This window comes from Streptomyces sp. NPDC017529 (genome assembly GCF_044329785.1).
Taxonomy (GTDB): Bacteria; Actinomycetota; Actinomycetes; order Streptomycetales; family Streptomycetaceae; genus Streptomyces.
The window spans coordinates 75,836-92,397 of the sequence record NZ_JBIRJY010000015.1 but is presented as its reverse complement, the minus strand read 5'-3'; the positions used below and the strand labels follow the sequence as shown (position 1 = coordinate 92,397).

The 16,562-nt window shown below is 71.9% G+C and carries 15 protein-coding genes; 8 read left to right on the top strand and 7 right to left on the bottom strand.

What is annotated here, in order from left to right; all coding sequences use genetic code 11:
- Positions 1 to 160: 160 nt before the first annotated feature.
- Positions 161 to 1,750, bottom strand: a complete 1,590-nt coding sequence (locus ACH4K4_RS29765) for an AMP-binding protein (RefSeq protein WP_398171573.1) — start codon at positions 1,748 to 1,750, stop codon at positions 161 to 163.
- Between the two features lie 1,132 nt (positions 1,751 to 2,882).
- Between ACH4K4_RS29765 and hemA the strand changes: the two genes are divergently transcribed.
- From hemA to ACH4K4_RS29740, 5 genes are read left to right on the top strand one after another with little or no spacing between them, the layout of a single operon-like run.
- Positions 2,883 to 4,100, top strand: a complete 1,218-nt coding sequence (hemA, locus tag ACH4K4_RS29760; protein WP_398171572.1) for a 5-aminolevulinate synthase — start codon at positions 2,883 to 2,885, stop codon at positions 4,098 to 4,100.
- On the top strand, positions 4,097 to 4,615 hold the full coding sequence (locus tag ACH4K4_RS29755; RefSeq protein ID WP_398171571.1) for a GNAT family N-acetyltransferase: 519 nt from the start codon (positions 4,097 to 4,099) through the stop codon (positions 4,613 to 4,615). Before hemA ends, ACH4K4_RS29755 begins: the two co-directional genes overlap by 4 nt.
- Before the next feature lie 5 nt (positions 4,616 to 4,620).
- Positions 4,621 to 5,703 (top strand): Gfo/Idh/MocA family oxidoreductase, encoded by a 1,083-nt coding sequence (locus ACH4K4_RS29750; protein WP_398171570.1) that lies wholly within the window; start codon positions 4,621 to 4,623, stop codon positions 5,701 to 5,703.
- On the top strand, positions 5,700 to 6,914 hold the full coding sequence (locus ACH4K4_RS29745) for an MFS transporter (protein WP_398171569.1): 1,215 nt from the start codon (positions 5,700 to 5,702) through the stop codon (positions 6,912 to 6,914). The genes ACH4K4_RS29750 and ACH4K4_RS29745 overlap by 4 nt, the downstream gene beginning before the upstream one ends.
- A 37-nt stretch (positions 6,915 to 6,951) precedes the next feature.
- Positions 6,952 to 7,989, top strand: coding sequence for a LysR family transcriptional regulator (locus ACH4K4_RS29740; RefSeq protein ID WP_398171568.1), 1,038 nt, complete (start codon positions 6,952 to 6,954; stop codon positions 7,987 to 7,989).
- 83 nt (positions 7,990 to 8,072) lie between these two features.
- Here ACH4K4_RS29740 and ACH4K4_RS29735 read toward each other — a convergent pair whose 3' ends face one another.
- Both ACH4K4_RS29735 and ACH4K4_RS29730 read right to left on the bottom strand, forming a co-directional pair.
- Entirely contained in the window at positions 8,073 to 8,798 is a 726-nt protein-coding gene (locus ACH4K4_RS29735) for a Crp/Fnr family transcriptional regulator (RefSeq protein ID WP_398171567.1), read from the bottom strand.
- Positions 8,799 to 8,823: 25 nt separating this feature from the next.
- Positions 8,824 to 9,477, bottom strand: coding sequence for a chemotaxis protein CheB (locus tag ACH4K4_RS29730; RefSeq protein WP_398171566.1), 654 nt, complete (start codon positions 9,475 to 9,477; stop codon positions 8,824 to 8,826).
- A gap of 157 nt (positions 9,478 to 9,634) precedes the next feature.
- Here ACH4K4_RS29730 and ACH4K4_RS29725 point away from each other — a divergent pair, with 157 nt between their 5' ends.
- From ACH4K4_RS29725 to ACH4K4_RS29715, 3 genes are all read left to right on the top strand, one after another.
- Positions 9,635 to 9,877 (top strand): hypothetical protein, encoded by a 243-nt coding sequence (locus tag ACH4K4_RS29725; RefSeq protein ID WP_398171565.1) that lies wholly within the window; start codon positions 9,635 to 9,637, stop codon positions 9,875 to 9,877.
- Positions 9,878 to 9,981: 104 nt separating this feature from the next.
- Positions 9,982 to 10,788, top strand: a complete 807-nt coding sequence (locus tag ACH4K4_RS29720; RefSeq protein WP_398171564.1) for an APH(3') family aminoglycoside O-phosphotransferase — start codon at positions 9,982 to 9,984, stop codon at positions 10,786 to 10,788.
- A gap of 52 nt (positions 10,789 to 10,840) precedes the next feature.
- Positions 10,841 to 11,503, top strand: a complete 663-nt coding sequence (locus tag ACH4K4_RS29715) for a class I SAM-dependent DNA methyltransferase (protein WP_398171563.1) — start codon at positions 10,841 to 10,843, stop codon at positions 11,501 to 11,503.
- 31 nt (positions 11,504 to 11,534) lie between these two features.
- On the opposite strand, the gene ACH4K4_RS29710 is transcribed toward ACH4K4_RS29715, so the two are convergent.
- From ACH4K4_RS29710 to ACH4K4_RS29695, 4 genes are read right to left on the bottom strand one after another with little or no spacing between them, the layout of a single operon-like run.
- Positions 11,535 to 13,103: an ABC transporter ATP-binding protein gene (locus tag ACH4K4_RS29710; RefSeq protein ID WP_398171562.1), complete on the bottom strand. Its 1,569-nt coding sequence runs from the start codon at positions 13,101 to 13,103 to the stop codon at positions 11,535 to 11,537.
- Positions 13,100 to 13,927, bottom strand: coding sequence for an ABC transporter permease subunit (locus ACH4K4_RS29705; RefSeq protein ID WP_398171561.1), 828 nt, complete (start codon positions 13,925 to 13,927; stop codon positions 13,100 to 13,102). Before ACH4K4_RS29705 ends, ACH4K4_RS29710 begins: the two co-directional genes overlap by 4 nt.
- A complete protein-coding gene (locus ACH4K4_RS29700) occupies positions 13,927 to 14,928 on the bottom strand; it encodes an ABC transporter permease (RefSeq protein ID WP_398171560.1) in 1,002 nt (333 codons plus the stop codon). The genes ACH4K4_RS29705 and ACH4K4_RS29700 overlap by 1 nt, the downstream gene beginning before the upstream one ends.
- A complete protein-coding gene (locus ACH4K4_RS29695; protein WP_398171559.1) occupies positions 14,925 to 16,523 on the bottom strand; it encodes an ABC transporter substrate-binding protein in 1,599 nt (532 codons plus the stop codon). The genes ACH4K4_RS29700 and ACH4K4_RS29695 overlap by 4 nt, the downstream gene beginning before the upstream one ends.
- Positions 16,524 to 16,562 lie beyond the last annotated feature (39 nt).

Genomic DNA, 16,562 nt, shown 5'->3' with positions numbered 1-16,562 from the left:
CTCTTCCGTGACGCGGTGGTGACGCGGGTTCAGTAGGCGCGCTTGGCCGGTACGTGAACGAACCAGCGTTGTGAAATGGGCAGTTGGCCCGGCGGTCCGCCGTGGCGGTGGGGCGACGGGGCGGTGGGGCGACGGGGCGACGGGGCGACGGGGCGACGGTTCAGTGGCCGAGTGATCCGGTGGTCTCGCACTCACTCAGCACCCAGGCCCGCAGGGCTACCTTGTCGAGCTTTCCGCTGGGGTTGCGGGGCAGGGCATCGACATGACTGACGGCGGTCGGCAGCTTGTAGCGGGCAAGCCGCTGACCGGCGTACGCGCGGACGTCCTCGATGGTGAGCCGGGGCGCCGCGCCGTCCTGGCGCAGCACCGCGATCGGGGTCTCGCCCCACTTGGGGTGCGGCACGCCGACCACCGCCACGTCGTGGACGTCGGGGTGGGCGGCGAGTACCCGCTCGATCTCGGCGGGGTAGACGTTCTCTCCGCCACTGATGATCATGTCCTTGAGGCGGTCGACGATGTGCAGCAGACCGCCCTCGTCGAGGTAGCCGATGTCGCCGGAGTGGAACCAGCCGGAGCAGTCGAACGCCGCCGCGGTGGCTTCGGGATTGTTCCAGTAGCCCGGGGTGACGTGCGGTCCCCGGACGCAGACCTCCCCCGGCACCCGCGCTTCGGTGACGGTGGCTCCCGTCTCGGGGTCCGTCAGCCGTATCTCGGTGTACGGCATGGGGAAACCGGCGGAGTCGGGGTGGTCGCCGACCAGGTGTCCGGGCAGGTACGTCGCGAACGGCGCGGTCTCGGTCAGTCCCCAGGCCTGCTGCAACCGGACGCCACGGGCCGCGTAGTCGCGTACCAGCTGTCCCGGTACCGGGGCCCCGGCCACGACCGCGGCCGTCAGCGCGCTCAGGTCGGCTTCGGCGAATCCGGGGGTGCAGGCCAGCGCGGCGAACATCACCGGCACCGCGAACACGCTGTTCACCTGGTACTCGGTCAAGTCGGCGAGGCATTGGGCGGGTTCGAAGGCGCGCCTGACGACTACGGTGCCACCGCGGGCCAGGGCGCCCAGGGTGAAGGCGTTGAGGCCGCCGATGTGGAACATGGGCGCCACCGCGAGCGTGGTGTGGCGGGGGCGTACGTCGATGGAAGCGGTCACGTTGAGGTGGTTCCACCACAGGTTGCCGTGGGTCAGCAGCACGCCCTTCGGGCGGCCCGTCGTCCCCGAGGTGTACATCAGTACGGCGGTCTCGTCCGGGCCGGCCTTGACGGCTTCGCCGCGCGGGGCGCTCCCACCCGCCTCCGACAGGCGCTCCCAGCGCGGATGGGCCGACGCGGCGGCCGGGACGAGCGGGTCGCGGTCGCCGAGCAGGAAGCGGCGGACCGGCGAGCCGTCGGCGATCCGGTCGACGACCGGCCGGTGCCCGTCCTCGGCGACCACGGTGTGGGTGCCGGAGTCGTGGAGCAGATAGGACACTTCCTCGGCGGCGAGCCGGAAGTTGGCCGGAAGGAAGATCGCTCCGAGGTGGGCGGCGGCGAGCGCCGTCTCCAGCAGCAGTGCGCTGTTGTGGCCGAGGTAGGCGACGCGGTCTCCGGCCCGCAGTCCTCCTTGGGACAGGGTGGCGGCCAATTCACGGACCTGGCAGCTGAGTTGGGCGTACGTGGTCTCGGTGCCCTCGTAGATGATGGCCGGTGCGTCACCGGCGACCTGCGCCCAACGGTGCACGGCTGTGGCCGTGCTGACGCTGACTTCTCTCATGATTCCCCCGTGCTGAGTGGTTGTGAAGGTGTTGCGGTTGCCCCTGTGGGCCGCCATGGGATCGCCGGGACGCGGGTGCCGTCGTACGGGCTCGTTCCGGTCACGGGTTGGCGAGCCCGCGGTTGACGTGTGGTGACGCGATGCCGCCGGAGGCGGCGATCGACCGGCCTGCGCCCCACCCGGGCCGGTCATGGGCGAGGGCGGCGACCGCATCGACGACGCCCTCGAGCCCGCCGACCGAGACCGGCGGGGTCAGCGCGACGGCCCGGCCGATACCCCGGAAGGAGACGGTGCGGCAGCCCGGTCGGTCGGCCGATTCCTCTCATGGTGATGCGGCCCCAGGCGGGGCCGGGAATCGACTACGTGCGGCGCGGAAGCCGGATTTCGTCTCTTACCTGCGGCGGTATCGCGGCGTCAGGCGAGACAGCAGAACTGAATGGCGGGACCCGCCGTGTGGTCAGCATGCTGAAGAATCATTTGGTTCGTCCCCCGTTTGAACACTGTCGTTTCTCAACGACGGAAGGGAACCTAACAACAGTCCGTTGAAGACTCCAAGCCATCATGTCCGATACCCGAGCCTTTTAGAGCCACATCGAAGCGTTTGACTCGCTATGTCACCCTTGGTAGCCAAAAGTCGGAAATAGCCGTTTCGTTCACCTCGGCAAGTGACTCTACGTACAACTTCTCGACGAAGTGACAGCCGTTTGACCACTTTCCGCTACCGGCCATCAACCCCTGTGGCCCTGATCACGGCGCCTTCGCGCCACACAGGAACACACGCCTCCGCCAAGGAGGTGGGCATCGGCCCGGGGTAACGCGAGACCGACCGGACATCCGGCGCCCCCGCCCTTACGCGCATCCGACCGTCTGACGTGCAGTCTTGACGAGGTGCGGGGGCCGACGCCGCCGCGTTCCGCCCGCCGGCGTGAGCACGCCGCAGCCCCGCGAATCCGCCCTCGGCGGTGTGACCGGCATCTCACGAGTCGCCGTCAACTGTGTTGGCCTGCGGTCATGCAGAAGGTGCATCACAGATGCAGGAATCCGACTTGCGGGGGAAGTGCCCCCTGTATGTAATGCCTGCATTTACGTGTTACATGCGCTCAAGTGCGTGTGTTAGTTGCAAGGCGGGGGAATGTACGAAAGCTATCTGGCGGAAAAGCTCGACAAGCTGAGACGCGATGGCCAGTACCGAACATTCATAGAAATCAATCGTCACGCGAATGCGTACCCGAAGGCGACGCGTCGCGCGGCCGACGGGTCCGGTCAGCAAGTGACCGTATGGTGCAGCAACGACTACCTGGGGATGTCGCAGCACCCCAAGGTCGTCGAGGCCATGCATCGGGCGATCGACGAGTACGGAGCCGGTTCCGGGGGGTCACGGAACATCGGCGGAACTCACGCCCACTACTCCGCGTTGGAGGCATCGCTCGCCGAGTGGCACCGCAAGGAAGCCGCCCTGGTCTTCCCCACGGGATACAGCTCGAACGATGCGACTCTGCGATGCCTGCTGCGCCTGCTGCCCGATCCCATCGTCCTGTCTGACGAGCTGAACCACGCTTCGATCATCAACGGGATATGCAGCACGAAGGCGGAGCGCAAGACGTTCCGCCACAACGACGTGGCCCACCTGGAAGAGCTGCTCTCCGGCCAGCCTCTGGACCGTCCGAAGATCGTCGTCTTCGAGTCCGTTTACTCGATGGATGGTGACGTCGCCCCCATCGAAGAGATCGTCAAGCTCGCGCACGAATACAACGCGCTCACCTACCTCGACGAAGTACACGCGATCGGCATGTACGGGCCCCGGGGTGCGGGCATCGCGGCAGAGCTGAATGTCGATCACCTCGTCGACATCATCCAGGGCACGATGGCCAAGGGCATCGGCGTCATCGGTGGATACATCACCGGCTCGACCACCCTGGTCGACGCGGTCCGCAGCTTCGCCTCGGGCTTCATCTTCACCACCTCACTGCCGCCCGCGGTCGTGGCGGCCTGCCACGCCAGCGTGGAACACCTGAAGACCTCCACTGCCGAACGGGACGCGCTGCACAGCAAGACCGCGCACCTGCGTACGGCCTTGGAGGGCGCCGGGATCGAGGTGATGCCGTGCAGCACGACGCACGTCCTGCCGGTCCTGGTCGGGGACGCCGAGCTGTGCAAGCAGTCGGCCGCACGGCTGCTGGACCTGCACGGCATCTACCTGCAGCCCATCAACTCGCCCACCGTTCCGGTCGGCACCGAGCGATTCCGCGTCAACGTCACGCCGAATCACTCCGACGAGGACATCACCCACCTGGTCCGTGCCCTGGACGAGGTCTTCACCCACTTCGGCCTTCACGGGAGGACAGCGTGACGACAGCGACCGACACCGTGGTGCGGCGTGCGGAGCCGGGCGACATCGACGAACTCATCCGTCTGCGCGCCTTCCTGCTCGACGGCGACGAGGAGCAGGCATCGCTCCCGTACATCGCGACGACCCCCGAGGCGCGCAAGGCGTGGCGGGCCGGATACCGGGCCTGGCTGGCGGAGAAGGTGTCCCACGAGGACGTGTTCGTCTCGGTGGCCGCCGGCCCCGACCGGCTCCGCGCCTGCGCCATCTCCGTCATCGACCAGCGTCCCCCTTCGCCTGCTCAGCCCAACGGCCGGGTGGCCTGGATGCAGACCCTCGTCACCGATCCGCGGGACCGGGGCCAGGGACTGGCCACCGCGGTGATCGACCGTCTCTTCGAGTGGGCGAGTACGCGCGGCGCCGACGTCGCCATGATGCAGAGCAGCAGCGGTGCCGTGGAGTTCCACCGCCGGGCCGGCTGGCAGCTCTCCGACGAGGGCCTCTACCACCGCCCCGTCACCACGGGCCGGGAGGGATGACCGCCATGGACACCGTGAAAGTACTGATCGCGGGAATGGGCTACGCCGGTACGCGCTTCCGGAGCGCACTGCGCAGCCTCTCCGGCCCGCAGGAACTCGGTCTCGACATCGAGATCGCCTACCACGCCCGGCACCGCACGGTCGAGGACATCCCCTACTTCCCCACCATCGAAGGCGCCCTCAAGGAGTTCGAGCCCGATCTCGTCATCGTCGCGGTGACCGACTCGGCGCACGCCGAGATCCTGACGCGGCTCAAGGGCTACCAGGGCTTCGTCCTGGCGGAGAAGCCCCTCACCTCCGCCCATGACGACCTGGACGCCGTGGTCTCGGCCCTGAGCGATGTCTCCGGCTTCGCCATGGACCTGGTCGGCCGGTACTCGGAGGCGAGCGTGGCCCTCTGGGACTACGTGCACCGTCACCGGCTGGCCCTGGTGCGGGCCCACGCCACCTGGGGCAAGAACCGCATCAACGACCACCGGCCCACGGTCGGCGTCGCCAGTGAGGTCGTCCACTCCCTGGACCTGGTCCAGGGGCTCGACCTCGACGGTCGGCAGCTGCGGCTCCGTGACGCCGTCGCCGTCTGCTCCGACTACTCCGTCTCCGGGCCCGACGTCCTGGACAGCGTGGCCCTGACGGCTCAGTTGGGCGACGCCGTGGTGAGCGTCTACAGCAGCTTCGTCAACGTCACCCGGCAGCGCACGATCGACTGCGCCTTCCGGGACCGGGAAGGCGGCCTGGTCTACGCCACCGTGGAGTACTCCAACCCCACGTGGGACGCGGACCACCTGCGGATCTGGCGCGAGGCCGACGGCCGGGAAGAGCTGCTGTGCGAGGTGGACACCCGCCACGACCCCGTTCCCGAAGGGCACAGCACCATCGTCTCGCTGCGCCGCGTCGTCACGGACGCCGTGCGGTTCGCGCACAACCGGCAGCAGCCCGCCGTACCGTTCGCCGGTCTTGAGGAGTCCGTACGGCTGCAGCGCCTGCTCAACGAGATCGAACAGAAGGCCGCGGTGACCGAACCGGCCAGCTACTTCCCCAACGGCCGCCAGATCATCGCCGAAACGGACTTGGAGCGCCTCGGATGAGCGCCACACAGACAACAGCCACCCCGAAGAAGGACGACACCCGAAGTAAGTTCATCCCGCTGCTGGCGCTGGGCACGTTCGCGCTGGGCGTGGACGCCTACGTGATGGCCGGACTGCTGCCCCTGGTGTCGGCGGATCTGCACATCTCGGCGTCGTCGGCCGGCCAGATGGTCACCGTCTTCACGCTCTGCTACGCGCTGGGCGGTCCGGTCTTCGCCACCCTCCTGGCCGCACGGCCGGCGAAGGTGGTGCTCGGCGTGGCGCTGGTGGTCTTCACCATCGGCAACGCCCTGACCGCCGTCGCCCCCAGCCTGTGGGTCCTCCTGATCGCCCGCGCGGTCGCAGGCATCGGTGCGGGTGTGTACTCGCCCATCGCCGCCGCCACGGCAGCGGGCCTGACCGCTCCGGAACGGCGCGGCCGCGCGCTCGCCACCGTCATGGGCGGCCTGAGCATCGGCACCGTCATCGGTGTCCCGGTCGGCATGCTGCTCGCCTCGCACATGGGATGGCGCGGCACGCTGTGGCTGATCACCGCGCTGGGTGTGGTCGCTCTGGTCGGGATCATGCGGCTGCCGCAGGTCGCGGTGAGCCCGCCGCCGCCGCTGGGCCAGCGCGTGCGCGCCCTCGCCGGCGGCCGGGTCGCCGGCATCGTCTCCGTCTCGCTGCTCGGCGGTATCGCCAGCCTCGGCCTGTACACCTACCTGGCCGAGTTCGTCGTCGACGCCGCGCACACCGACCAGACGGTATGGGCCATGTGGGCCTGGGGCGCGGGCGGCATCATCGGCAGTCTGCTGATCGGCCGCATCGTGGACCGCACCGGCCGGCCCTTCGCCGCGGTCGCCTGGATCCTGGTCCTCGTCGTGGCGAGCCAGCTCGTCCTGCCCGTCGCCGCGCACACCGCCGTGGCCCTGGCAGCCGTCCCGCTCGTGATCTGGGGCGCGGCCGGATGGGCCATCCAGGTGCCTCAGCAGCACCAGCTCATCGCGGCCCAGCCCGAACAGGCCACGGTCGCCGTCTCGCTCAACAGCTCCGCCGTCTACCTCGGCAGCGGCCTCGGGTCCGCGCTCGGCGGCTTGGTGCTGGGCCTCGGCGTGGCTCCGGGCTCCCTGCCGTACTACACGGCCGCACTCACCCTGGTCGCCCTGATCCTGCACCTGACCGTGGTGCGTGGTGCCGTACGACGCGGGGGAGATGCCGTTACGGCACCCTGAGCTGGGACGACAGCCGCAACTGGCTAGTTTGTTCCCCATGGAAATCGGTTTGCATCACTTGCGATGTTTTCTCATCCTGGCCGAGGAGCAGCACTTCACCTGGGCCGCTGATCGTCTCGGTATCTCCCAGCCCACCCTCAGCCGGCACATCCAGCGCCTGGAGGGGGCCCTGGGCCGGACCTTGCTGGACCGCAGCACCCGCCACCCCCGCCTCACCGCGGACGGGAGCCGGCTGCAAGCCGATCTCCAAACCCTTCTTCCCCAGCTGGAAATGGCTCTCCAGCCCCCCGAGCCGCAGTCCTCACTGCGCCTCGGCTATGCCTGGGGCTTCCCCCTCCAGCGTGGCCGCCGAGCGACGGCCACGCTGGAGGAGCAGCACCGCGTCATCGTGTACACCGTGCGCCGGGACGACCGCACCGCCGGGCTGAGCGACGGTTCGGTCGACGCGGCGCTGCTCTGGGGGACGATCAGCGATCCGCGCCTGGTCACCACCGAGATCCTGCGGGAGCCGCATATCGCAGCGGTCTCCCGCAGCTCCACCCTGGCCGTGCGTGACCGTGTCACCTGGCGCGAGCTCGGGCGTCGCTGCCTCATCGTCAACACCGTGAGCGGCACGCTCACCCCGCAGGACTGGCCGGCCGACGCCACCCCCGAGATCGGCGTGGAAACCTCCAACATCGAGGAATACCTCCACGCCGTCGCCGCCAGACGCGGTGTCGGTGTGCTCCCGGTATCGGTGGCCGCGCAGTACCCCGATCCGGACATCCTGTACCTGCCGCTCACAGACTCCCCGCCCGCCGTCCTCACCTATGCCTACCCCCGCAACAATCCCCACCCCTACGCGGCGACGTTCGGGCGTGTCCTGCGGCAGGACCAGGCCAGCGAGCGAGCGAGTCACTTAAACGTTGTTCCAGTCGGCCGGCCCGCGGTAGCCGATGAGGGCTACGGCGCCCGCGACGCAGGCAAGAAGAGGTCCCGCCTCACGTTCGTAGCGGCGACGCAGAAGGCGGCGACCGCCCAGCCACGTCACGGTTCGCCCGGCCACCCGGCGGTGCCTGCCGAGCCGGTGGGCTGACTCGATGCCGTTGCGGGCGATGCGGCGGAGCCGGGTCCGGACACGCTCCCGGCTCCACTCGCTGCCATGGTGCGCGAACCGCCCTAAACGCCCGCAGGGAAGGCGGCGTCGATGGTGTCGCGGATGACGCGGTAGCAGGTGCAGGCGTTGGCTTCCAGCAGGTCGCGGTCCAGCACCGTGATGGTGCCGCGGCTGTAGCGGATGCAGCCGTCCTCGGCCAGGGCGCCGGCGACCTCGCTGACCGACGACCTGCGTACGGCGAGCATCTGGGCGAGGAACTTCTGCGTGAGCGGGAACCGGTCGCTGTGCATCCGGTCGGCGGTCATCAGCAGCCAGCGGGCGCACCGCTGGCGGGTGCGGTGGCTGCGGTTGCAGCCCGCGTTGCGTGCCAGCTGGGTGAACATGGAGTGGGTGAAGCGTTGCAGCGTCTGCTGCAGCTGCCCGTCCAGCACGGCGAGCTCGTGCCGGAACCGGTCGGCGTCCATCCGCAGTCCCCGGCCGGGGACCTGGCACACCGCCTGCTCGGTCGGCGTGCCGCTGCCGAGGAAGACGGGGAGGCCGACCATGCCCTCGTCGCCGACGGTGGCGACCTCGACGGTCGGGCCGTCCATCTCGGCGACGATCGAGACGACGCCGACCAGGGGGAACCACAGGGCGTCGATCCGCTCCCCCGGCCGGTACAGCACGTCGCCGACGCCCAGTTCGACCGCGTCCAGGTGAGCTCCCAGCCGTCGCCGTTCGGCTTCCGGCAGGGCGGCGAGGATCCGGTTGCCCCGCAGGTCGTACGGGCCGACCGTGCCGCTCGTCATGGAGTGCCCGCCTCTCGTGCCGTGGTCAGGTGGCGACCGCCGGTGGGATCACCGCCGCCCAGGGCGGCAGCGACACCCGCATCATGCCCGCGGCGCCCGGCACCATCACCAGGCTGACCAGCGCGTGAGCCAGCACCGGCAGGGGCAGTACGAAGTCTATGCAGCCGGTGGCCAGCGCCGCGCCAGGCATGCCGAACGCCTCCGAGGTGGTGCTGTCCTGGACCAGCACCCGGCCGCCCGCGCCCCGGATGTGGCGTACGCCCTCGGACCCGTCCTGCAGGCGGCCGGTGAGCACCGCCGCCAGGACGCGGGGCCCGAAGGCGGCAGCGGCGGAGGCGAACGTCGGGTCGGCCAGCCGGTGGCCGTCCATGGCGTGCAGAGTCACCTTCCCCTCCGGGGTGAAGACGGCCCGGTGGCCCGCCGGGACCACGTGGGCGACGCCGGGCGCCAGCTGGTCGCCGTCGCACAGCAGCCGTACCGGCAGTGCCGACCGGTACCCCAGGACCGGCACCAGCGTGTCGCGGTCCCGTACCGGCCGGTGCTGCACCAGCACCAGCGCGGCGGGGAAGGTCTCGGGCAGCGATGCGAGGATGTCGCGGTAGGCGCCCACGCCGCCCAGCGACGCGGCCATGCAGACCACGTCGAAGGCGGCGGAAGACTTCTGAACGGTACCGAACACAAAGCCAGCTTAATGCCCGGCACCGCACACAGCGCTCCGGTGGCGGCGGACGGCCGGCGCGGCCCGCGGGACCGGCCTGCGCCGGGCCGGCGTCGCGTACGAGCAGCGCCGGCTGCACGCGGTTGGCCAGGCCCAGCTTGGCCAGGGCGCGGCTGACGTGAGCCTTGACCGTGCCCTCGCTCAGGGCCATCACCTGGGGCGCGCCGGCCGAGCGGCGCAGCTCCCGCAGGGCGGTCAGCCCGTCCATGCCCGGCATCAGCGGCTGTGGGACTTCTCGGTGCCCGCCGGAGTCGTCGCGCTCGCGCCGGCCGGTATCACCGTCGCCGCCGTACCGGCCGCGGCGTGGCCGGCCCGCCGGGCGGCCCGCACCGGCATGACGGCGGCGATCGCCGTGGAGTGACCCGCGCCCGGGAACGGCACGCAGGGAGTTCCGGCGGGCGTCCGCCCCTTGCCCGCCGGGAAACCCGGATGCACCGCGATCACCGCTTCTGGAGGATGGGCGGTATGGACAGCGTGCTGCGTCGCAGATATCCCGACCACGACTGGTCCCGCGTGACCGACGGGGCGTCCGGGGCCCTCGTGTACCACCTCACCGGCGGCCCCGGGGAGTTGTACGCCAAGCTGGCGCCCGCCGGTGCCGCCGCGGCGTCCGGGCTGAGCCTGCCGGCCGAGGCGGAGCGGCTGGTGTGGCTGGCGGAACAGGGCGTTCCCGTACCGCGCGTCGTGGAGAGCGGCGGCGCCGGTGCGGTCGCCTGGCTGGTCACGGAGGCCGTACCGGGGCGTCCCGCGAGTGCCGAGTGGCCGGAGCACCAGCGGCACGAGGTGGCCGCCGCGCTCGCCGGCCTCGCCCGCTCGCTGCACGGGCTGCCGGTGGAGCGCTGCCCGTTCGACCGGGCGCTGGCGGTGACGCTGCCGCAGGCGGCCCGCGCCGTCGCGGACGGGGCCGTCGACCTGGCGGACCTGGACGAGGAGCGGGCCGGCTGGTCGGGCTGGCGGCTGCTGGCCGAGCTGGAGCGGACCCGCCCCGCGGCGGAGGACCTGGTCGTCTGCCACGGCGACCTGTGCCCGGACAACGTCCTCCTCGATCCCCGTACCCGCCGGGTGACGGGCCTGATCGACGTGGGCCGGCTCGGCCGGGCGGACCGGCATCTCGACCTCGCCCTGGTGCTGCGCGAGTTAACGCACGAGGAGGACCCGTGGTTCGGTCCTGCGTACGCCGAGACGTTCCTGCGCGCGTACGGGAACGGTCACGGCACGGTGGTCTCGCAGGAGAAGCTGGCGTTCTACCGGCTGCTGGACGAGTTCTTCTGAGGCGCGCCGGTGGTGCGGCTCGGCGGCGTGGCGGCCAGTAGGGTCCTCCCCCATGACCGAACCGAACTTTCTGCTGGACACCCGGGCTTCCTATGACGCCATGGCCGACGACTACGTCGCGTTCGCGCGCGGCGAGCTGGACGCGAAGCCGCTGGAGCGGGGCATGCTCGCCGCCTTCGCCGACCTGGTACGGGCCGGAGGCGGCGGTCCGGTGGCCGACGTGGGGTGCGGCACCGGCCGCGTGACCGCGCACCTGGCCGGCCTGGGGCTGTCCGTCTTCGGCGTCGACCTGTCGCCGGGGATGCTGGCGGTGGCCCGCCGCGAGCACCCGGACTTGCGCTTCGAGGAGGGCTCCATGCTGGCCCTGGACATACCGGACGGCAGCCTCGCCGGCGTCGTGGCCTGGTACTCGACCATCCACGTCCCGGCGGAGCGGCTGCCGGAGGCGTTCGCCGAGTTCCACCGGGTCCTCGCGCCCGGCGGCCGGCTGCTGGCGGCGTTCCAGGTGGGCGACGAGCCGCTGCGCCTGGAGGAGGCGTGGGGGCGCCCGGTCTCGCTCGACTTCCACCGGTGGCAGCCGGACCGGTTCGCCGCCCTGCTGGAAGAGGCCGGTCTGCCCGTACGCGCCCGCATGCTGCGTGAGCCCGACACCGGCACGTTCGCCGAACGGACGCCCCAGGCCACCCTCCTGGCCTGTAAACCGGCCGCGGAGTAGCGCGTCGGGGCGTGCGCCCTGGCGGACCTCCTCACCCGGCCCGGGAGGCGGCGCGCCGCCCGGCCGAGGCCTCGACGAGGGCCGCCGTGAAGGGGTGTTCCGGCTCGGTCAGTACGCGGTCGGCGGGGCCCTGTTCGACGACGTCGCCCGCGTCCAGCACCACGACGTGGCCGGCCGTGGCCGCCGTGCCGAGGTCGTGGGTGATCCACACCAGTGCCAGGTCCGGCTGTTCGTGCAGCAGCCGGTCGAGGACGGCGAGGATGCCGCGCCGGGTGACCGTGTCCAGGCCCGAGGTGATCTCGTCGCAGATCAGCACGCGGGGGCGGGCGAGGAGCGCGCGGGCGAGCGCCGCGCGCTGGAGTTCGCCTCCGGAGAGCTGTCCGGGGCGGCTGCGGACGTGCTGCTCGCCGAGTCCGACCTCGGCGAGCAGCGCGCGGGCCCGTGCCGTGGCGTCGGCCGGGTCCGCGCCGCGCAGGCGCACCGCCGTGCGGGCCACCTGCGCCAGCACCGTGCGGTGCTCGTCGAACGACGCCTGAGCGTCCTGGAAGACGTACTGCACCGCCGCGAGTTGGCCGGGCGTGCGGTCGCGCAGGCTGCGCCGCAACGGCGCGCCGTCGAGGCGGACGACTCCCGTGTACGTACGGTGCAGCCCGGCGAGGCACCGGCCGAGCGTCGTCTTGCCGCTGCCGGAGCGGCCGACGACCGCCACTCGCTCGCCCGGCCGGATGCGCAGGGAGACGTCGCGCAGGACGTCGACGGTGCGGCGCGGGCCGCCGCGGTGGTGGGCGGTCAGGTCCCGTACTTCCAGGACGGCGTCGGCTTCCGGCTCCGGGCGCTCGCCGGGCCCGGCGTTCCCGTCCTCCTCCGGGGGTGTGAACAGTTCGCGCGTCCATGTGTGCCGGGGGACTTGCACCACTTGTCCGGCGGGTCCGGATTCCACCACCCGGCCGTCCTTGAGGACCACGATCTCGTCGGCCAGTTCGCGCACCACGTCCAGGTCGTGGCTCAGCAGGAGGACGCCGATGCCCTGCCGGACGACCGATGCCAGTTCCGCCACGATGCGGCGCTTGGTGAGGGCGTCCTGCCCTGTGGTCGGCTCGTCGGCGACCACGACCCGGGCGCCGAGCAGCAGGGCCTGGGCGAGCACCACCCGCTGCTGCTGGCCACCGGAGAGCTGGTGCGGGTGGCGCCTCAACAGGGCGCCGCTGTCCGGTAGTTGGGCGCTCGCCAAGGCGTCCGCCATACGTGCTTCGACGGCCCTGGAGCGCTCGCGGCGCGGCAGGTGGCGTACCTGGGTCCGGGCGATGTCGGCCAGCAGGGCGCCGGCCCTGCGGACAGGGTTGAGGACCGCCGCCGGGTGCTGCGGCACGTGCCCGACCAGGCCGTCCGCGACGGTGACCGTACCCGAGACCCGGGCCTGGGGCGGGTACGCGCCGAGCAGGGCCAGGCCCGTCGTGGTCTTGCCGCTGCCGGACGCGCCCACCAGGGCGGTGACCGCGCCCGCGCGGACCCGCAGGCTCACTCCGTCGACGACGGCCCGGCCGCCGACCTCCACCCGCAGGTTCTCGACCTCGGCGACGACGTTCGCTGCCGCGCTCACCGGCGGCCCTCCTCTGTTCCGTGGGTGTGCTTTTTCAGCAGCGCGTCGAAGACCAGGTTGCCGCCCGTCGACAGCGCCACGATCAGCAGCGCCGGCACGACCACCGCCCACGGCTGTACGAACAGCCCGGTCCGGTTGCGGTCGACCATGACGGCCCAGTCCGCCGCGTCCGGTTCCACGCCGACGCCCAGGAACGCGGCGGTGGCCACCAGGTAGAGCACGCCGGTCAGCCGTACGCCCGCGTCCGCGGCGAAGGTGCGCAGCGCGGACCGGCCGACGTAGCCGACCGCCGTGCGCCACCAGCTCTCGCCCTGCATGCGCAGCGCCTCGACGGCGGGGCGTGCGGCCGCGGCGGACGCGGCGGCGCGGACGATCCGGGCCGCGTCCGGGATGTTGACGAGCGCCACCAGCAGTGCGAGCCCCGCGGCGCCCGGGGAGAAGACGGCGGCGACCAGCAGGATGAGCAGCAGCGAGGGCACGGCGAGCAGTACGTCCAGCGGGCGCGTCAGCAGTTCTTCGAGCCAGGCTCGGTGGGTGAGGGCGGCGGCCAGGCCCAGGGGTACGGCGACCGCGTAGGCCAGGACGGTGGCGGCCAGGGCCACGAGCACCACGGACTGCCCGCCGAGCAGCACCTGCCGCCACACGTCGCGGCCGACGAAGTCGGTGCCGAGCCAGTGGCCGCCGCCCAGGGTGAAGGAGGCGGTGCGCGGGCCGGGGTCGCCCGCGAGCAGCGGGCCGAGGAGGGCGAGGAGGAGGGGGACGCCCGCGATCAGGAGCCCGGCCCGGCCGGGCCACCGCGCGGTGTGGTCGTTCCGCTTCGGCATCAGGCCGCCACCCCCGCCCGTGGCGCGAGACGGCGGGCGACCACGTCGGCGCCGAGGTTGAGGGTCACGGCGATGACGCCGAAGACCACGGCCAGGCCCTGGACCACGGGGACGTCGCGTTCGGCGACCGCGTTCATCAGCACGGTGCCCAGGCCCGGGATGACGAACAGCGCCTCGACGACGATCACTCCGCACAGCAGCCAGTCGACGGTGCGGGCGAGCTGCTGGGCGGCGGGCGCGAGTGCGTTCGGGAGGGCGTGCGCGTACCGGATGCGCGCGTTGGACAGGCCGTAGCGGGCGGCCTGCTGTACGTAGGGGGAACGCAGCGCGTCGATCATCCCGGCCCGTACCAGGCGGCTGATCGAGCACACCGGACGGGAGAGCAGCACCAGGACGGGCAGGACGAGGACGGCCGGCTGGGCGAGCAGGTCGCCGCCGGAGCCGACGGCGGTCGGCGGCAGCCAGCCCAGCCGCAGCGCGAACAGGGTCACCAGCAGCACACCGAGCGCGAACTCCGGTACGGCGTACACCGCCAGGGTCGCGGAGCTGACGAGCCGGTCGGCGAGCGAGCCCTCGCGGCGCGCGGCCAGGACGCCGAGGCCCACCCCGGCCGGCACCAGCAGCACCACAGTGATGGCGGCGAGCAGCAGGGTGGGGCCGAAGCCGTCGGCGAGGTAGCCGGCGACGGGGCGTCCGGAGGCCAGGGAGTTCCCGAGGTCGCCGTGCAGCAGCCCGAGCACCCAGTCGGCGAACCGCTCGGCGGCGGGGCGGTCGAGGCCCAGTTCGGTACGGATGGCCGCGATGCGGGCCGGGTCGGGCTGGTCACCGGCGAGCGCGACGGCGGCGTCGCCCGGCAGCGCCTCGGTGAGCGCGAAGACGAGCACCACCACGCCCGCGGTCTGGGCCACGCCGAGCAGCAGGCGGCGCGCGAGCCAGGACCGCAGCACCGCCGGCACGGCGCGCCCCGCACGCGCCGTGGACGGCCCGGTCACTGCGGTCACGCCAGCCACACCTTGTCGAAGCGGGCCCAGTCCAGGGTGTTGGCGGGCGCGTCGTGCGCCACGCCGTGCACGCGGCGGGAGGTGCCGACGATCCAGTCGGCGAAGCCCCACACCAGGAAGCCGCCCTCGGCGTGCAGGCGGCGCTGCATCCGCCCGTAGACCGCCGCCCGTTCCTTCTTGTCCTTGGTGGACTGGGCCTGCTGGTACAGGGTGTCGAAGTCCTTGTGGTGCCACTTGGTGGCGTTGGTCGTGGAGCCGGTCAGCAGCCGCTGCGAGATGTGCGACTCGATGGGCATGGCGCCGGAGCGGTAGCAGCACAGGGTGCCGGAGTCGAGGATGTCGCTCCAGTAGCTGTCCTTGCTGCCGGACTTCACCTGGACGGTCACGCCCGCCTTGGCGGCCTGGTCGCGGAAGATGCCGGCCGCTTCGGTGAACCCGGCGGCGACGGGCGAGGTGTCGAGGGTGATCCGCAGGTCCTCGGCGCCCGCCTGCTTGAGGAGGTGGCGGGCGCGGTCGAGGTCCTGGTGGCGCTGCGGCAGGTCGCCGGCGTAGTACTCGTACCCCTTCCCGAACAGGTCGTTGCCGATTTCGCCCGCCCCGGAGAGCGCGCCGTCGACGAGTTCCTCGCGGTCGGCGATGAGGAAGAACGCCTCGCGGACGCGCTGGTCGTCGAAGGGGGCGCGGTCGGTCTTCATCGCGAAGGACTGCATGGCGCTGTTGCGCAGCCGGACGATCTCGATCTGGCCCTTGCCCTCGTGGGCGCGCGCGGTGGTGGGGTTGAGTTCGTGCGCGTACTCGACCTGGCCGCCGAGCAGGGCGTTGATGCGCGCGGACTCCTCGTTGGCGACGACGAATTCCAGCTCGTCCAGGTGCGGGGCGCCGTCCCAGTAGGAGTCGTTGCGTTTCACGACGCAGGAGCGGCCGGGGGTGAAGGAGACGAAGCGGAAGGGGCCCGAGCCGACGGGCTTGGCGAGGTCCGCGGTGGTCGTGCCGTCCGGGATGATGTACGCGCCGAACGCGGCCAGGACGTTGGGGAATTCGGCGGTGGGCCGCTTGAGCCGGAACTCGACGGTGTCCGGGGAGACCGCGCGGCTGGCGGCCAGGTCGATGGGCTCCAGGGACGCCTTGGCGCGGTAGGCCTTCTTGGGGTCGGCTATGCGGCGGAAGCTGTAGAGGACGTCGTCCGCGGTGACCGGCTTGCCGTTGTGGAAGGCCGCCTTGCGCAGGGTGACCCGCCAGCGGTCGAGCGTGTCGTTCGGCTCCCACTTGGCGGCCAGGCGGGGGCGGGCGGCCATGTCGGTGCCGCAGTCGGCCAGCTTGTCGTAGAGGGCCTTGGCGCGGGCGGCGTCGGCGAAGAGGTTGCCCAGGTGCGGGTCGAGGGTCTCGGACGCGCCGCCCCCGGCGAAGGCGGCGCGCAGCCGGCCGCCGCGCCGGGGCGTGCCGCCGCCCGCGCCCGTGGCGCCGGGTCCGGTGCCGCAGCCGGCCAGGACGAGCCCGGCGGCGGCCGTGGTGCCCGCGGCGGCGGCGAGGAAGCCGCGCCGCCGCAGTCCGGGGTGGCCGCCGGTTTCCCGGCCGGGGGGAGGGAGTTCGGTCATGGTGGGTCTCGCCTCGTGTGAGTGGGTGGGCAGGAAGGC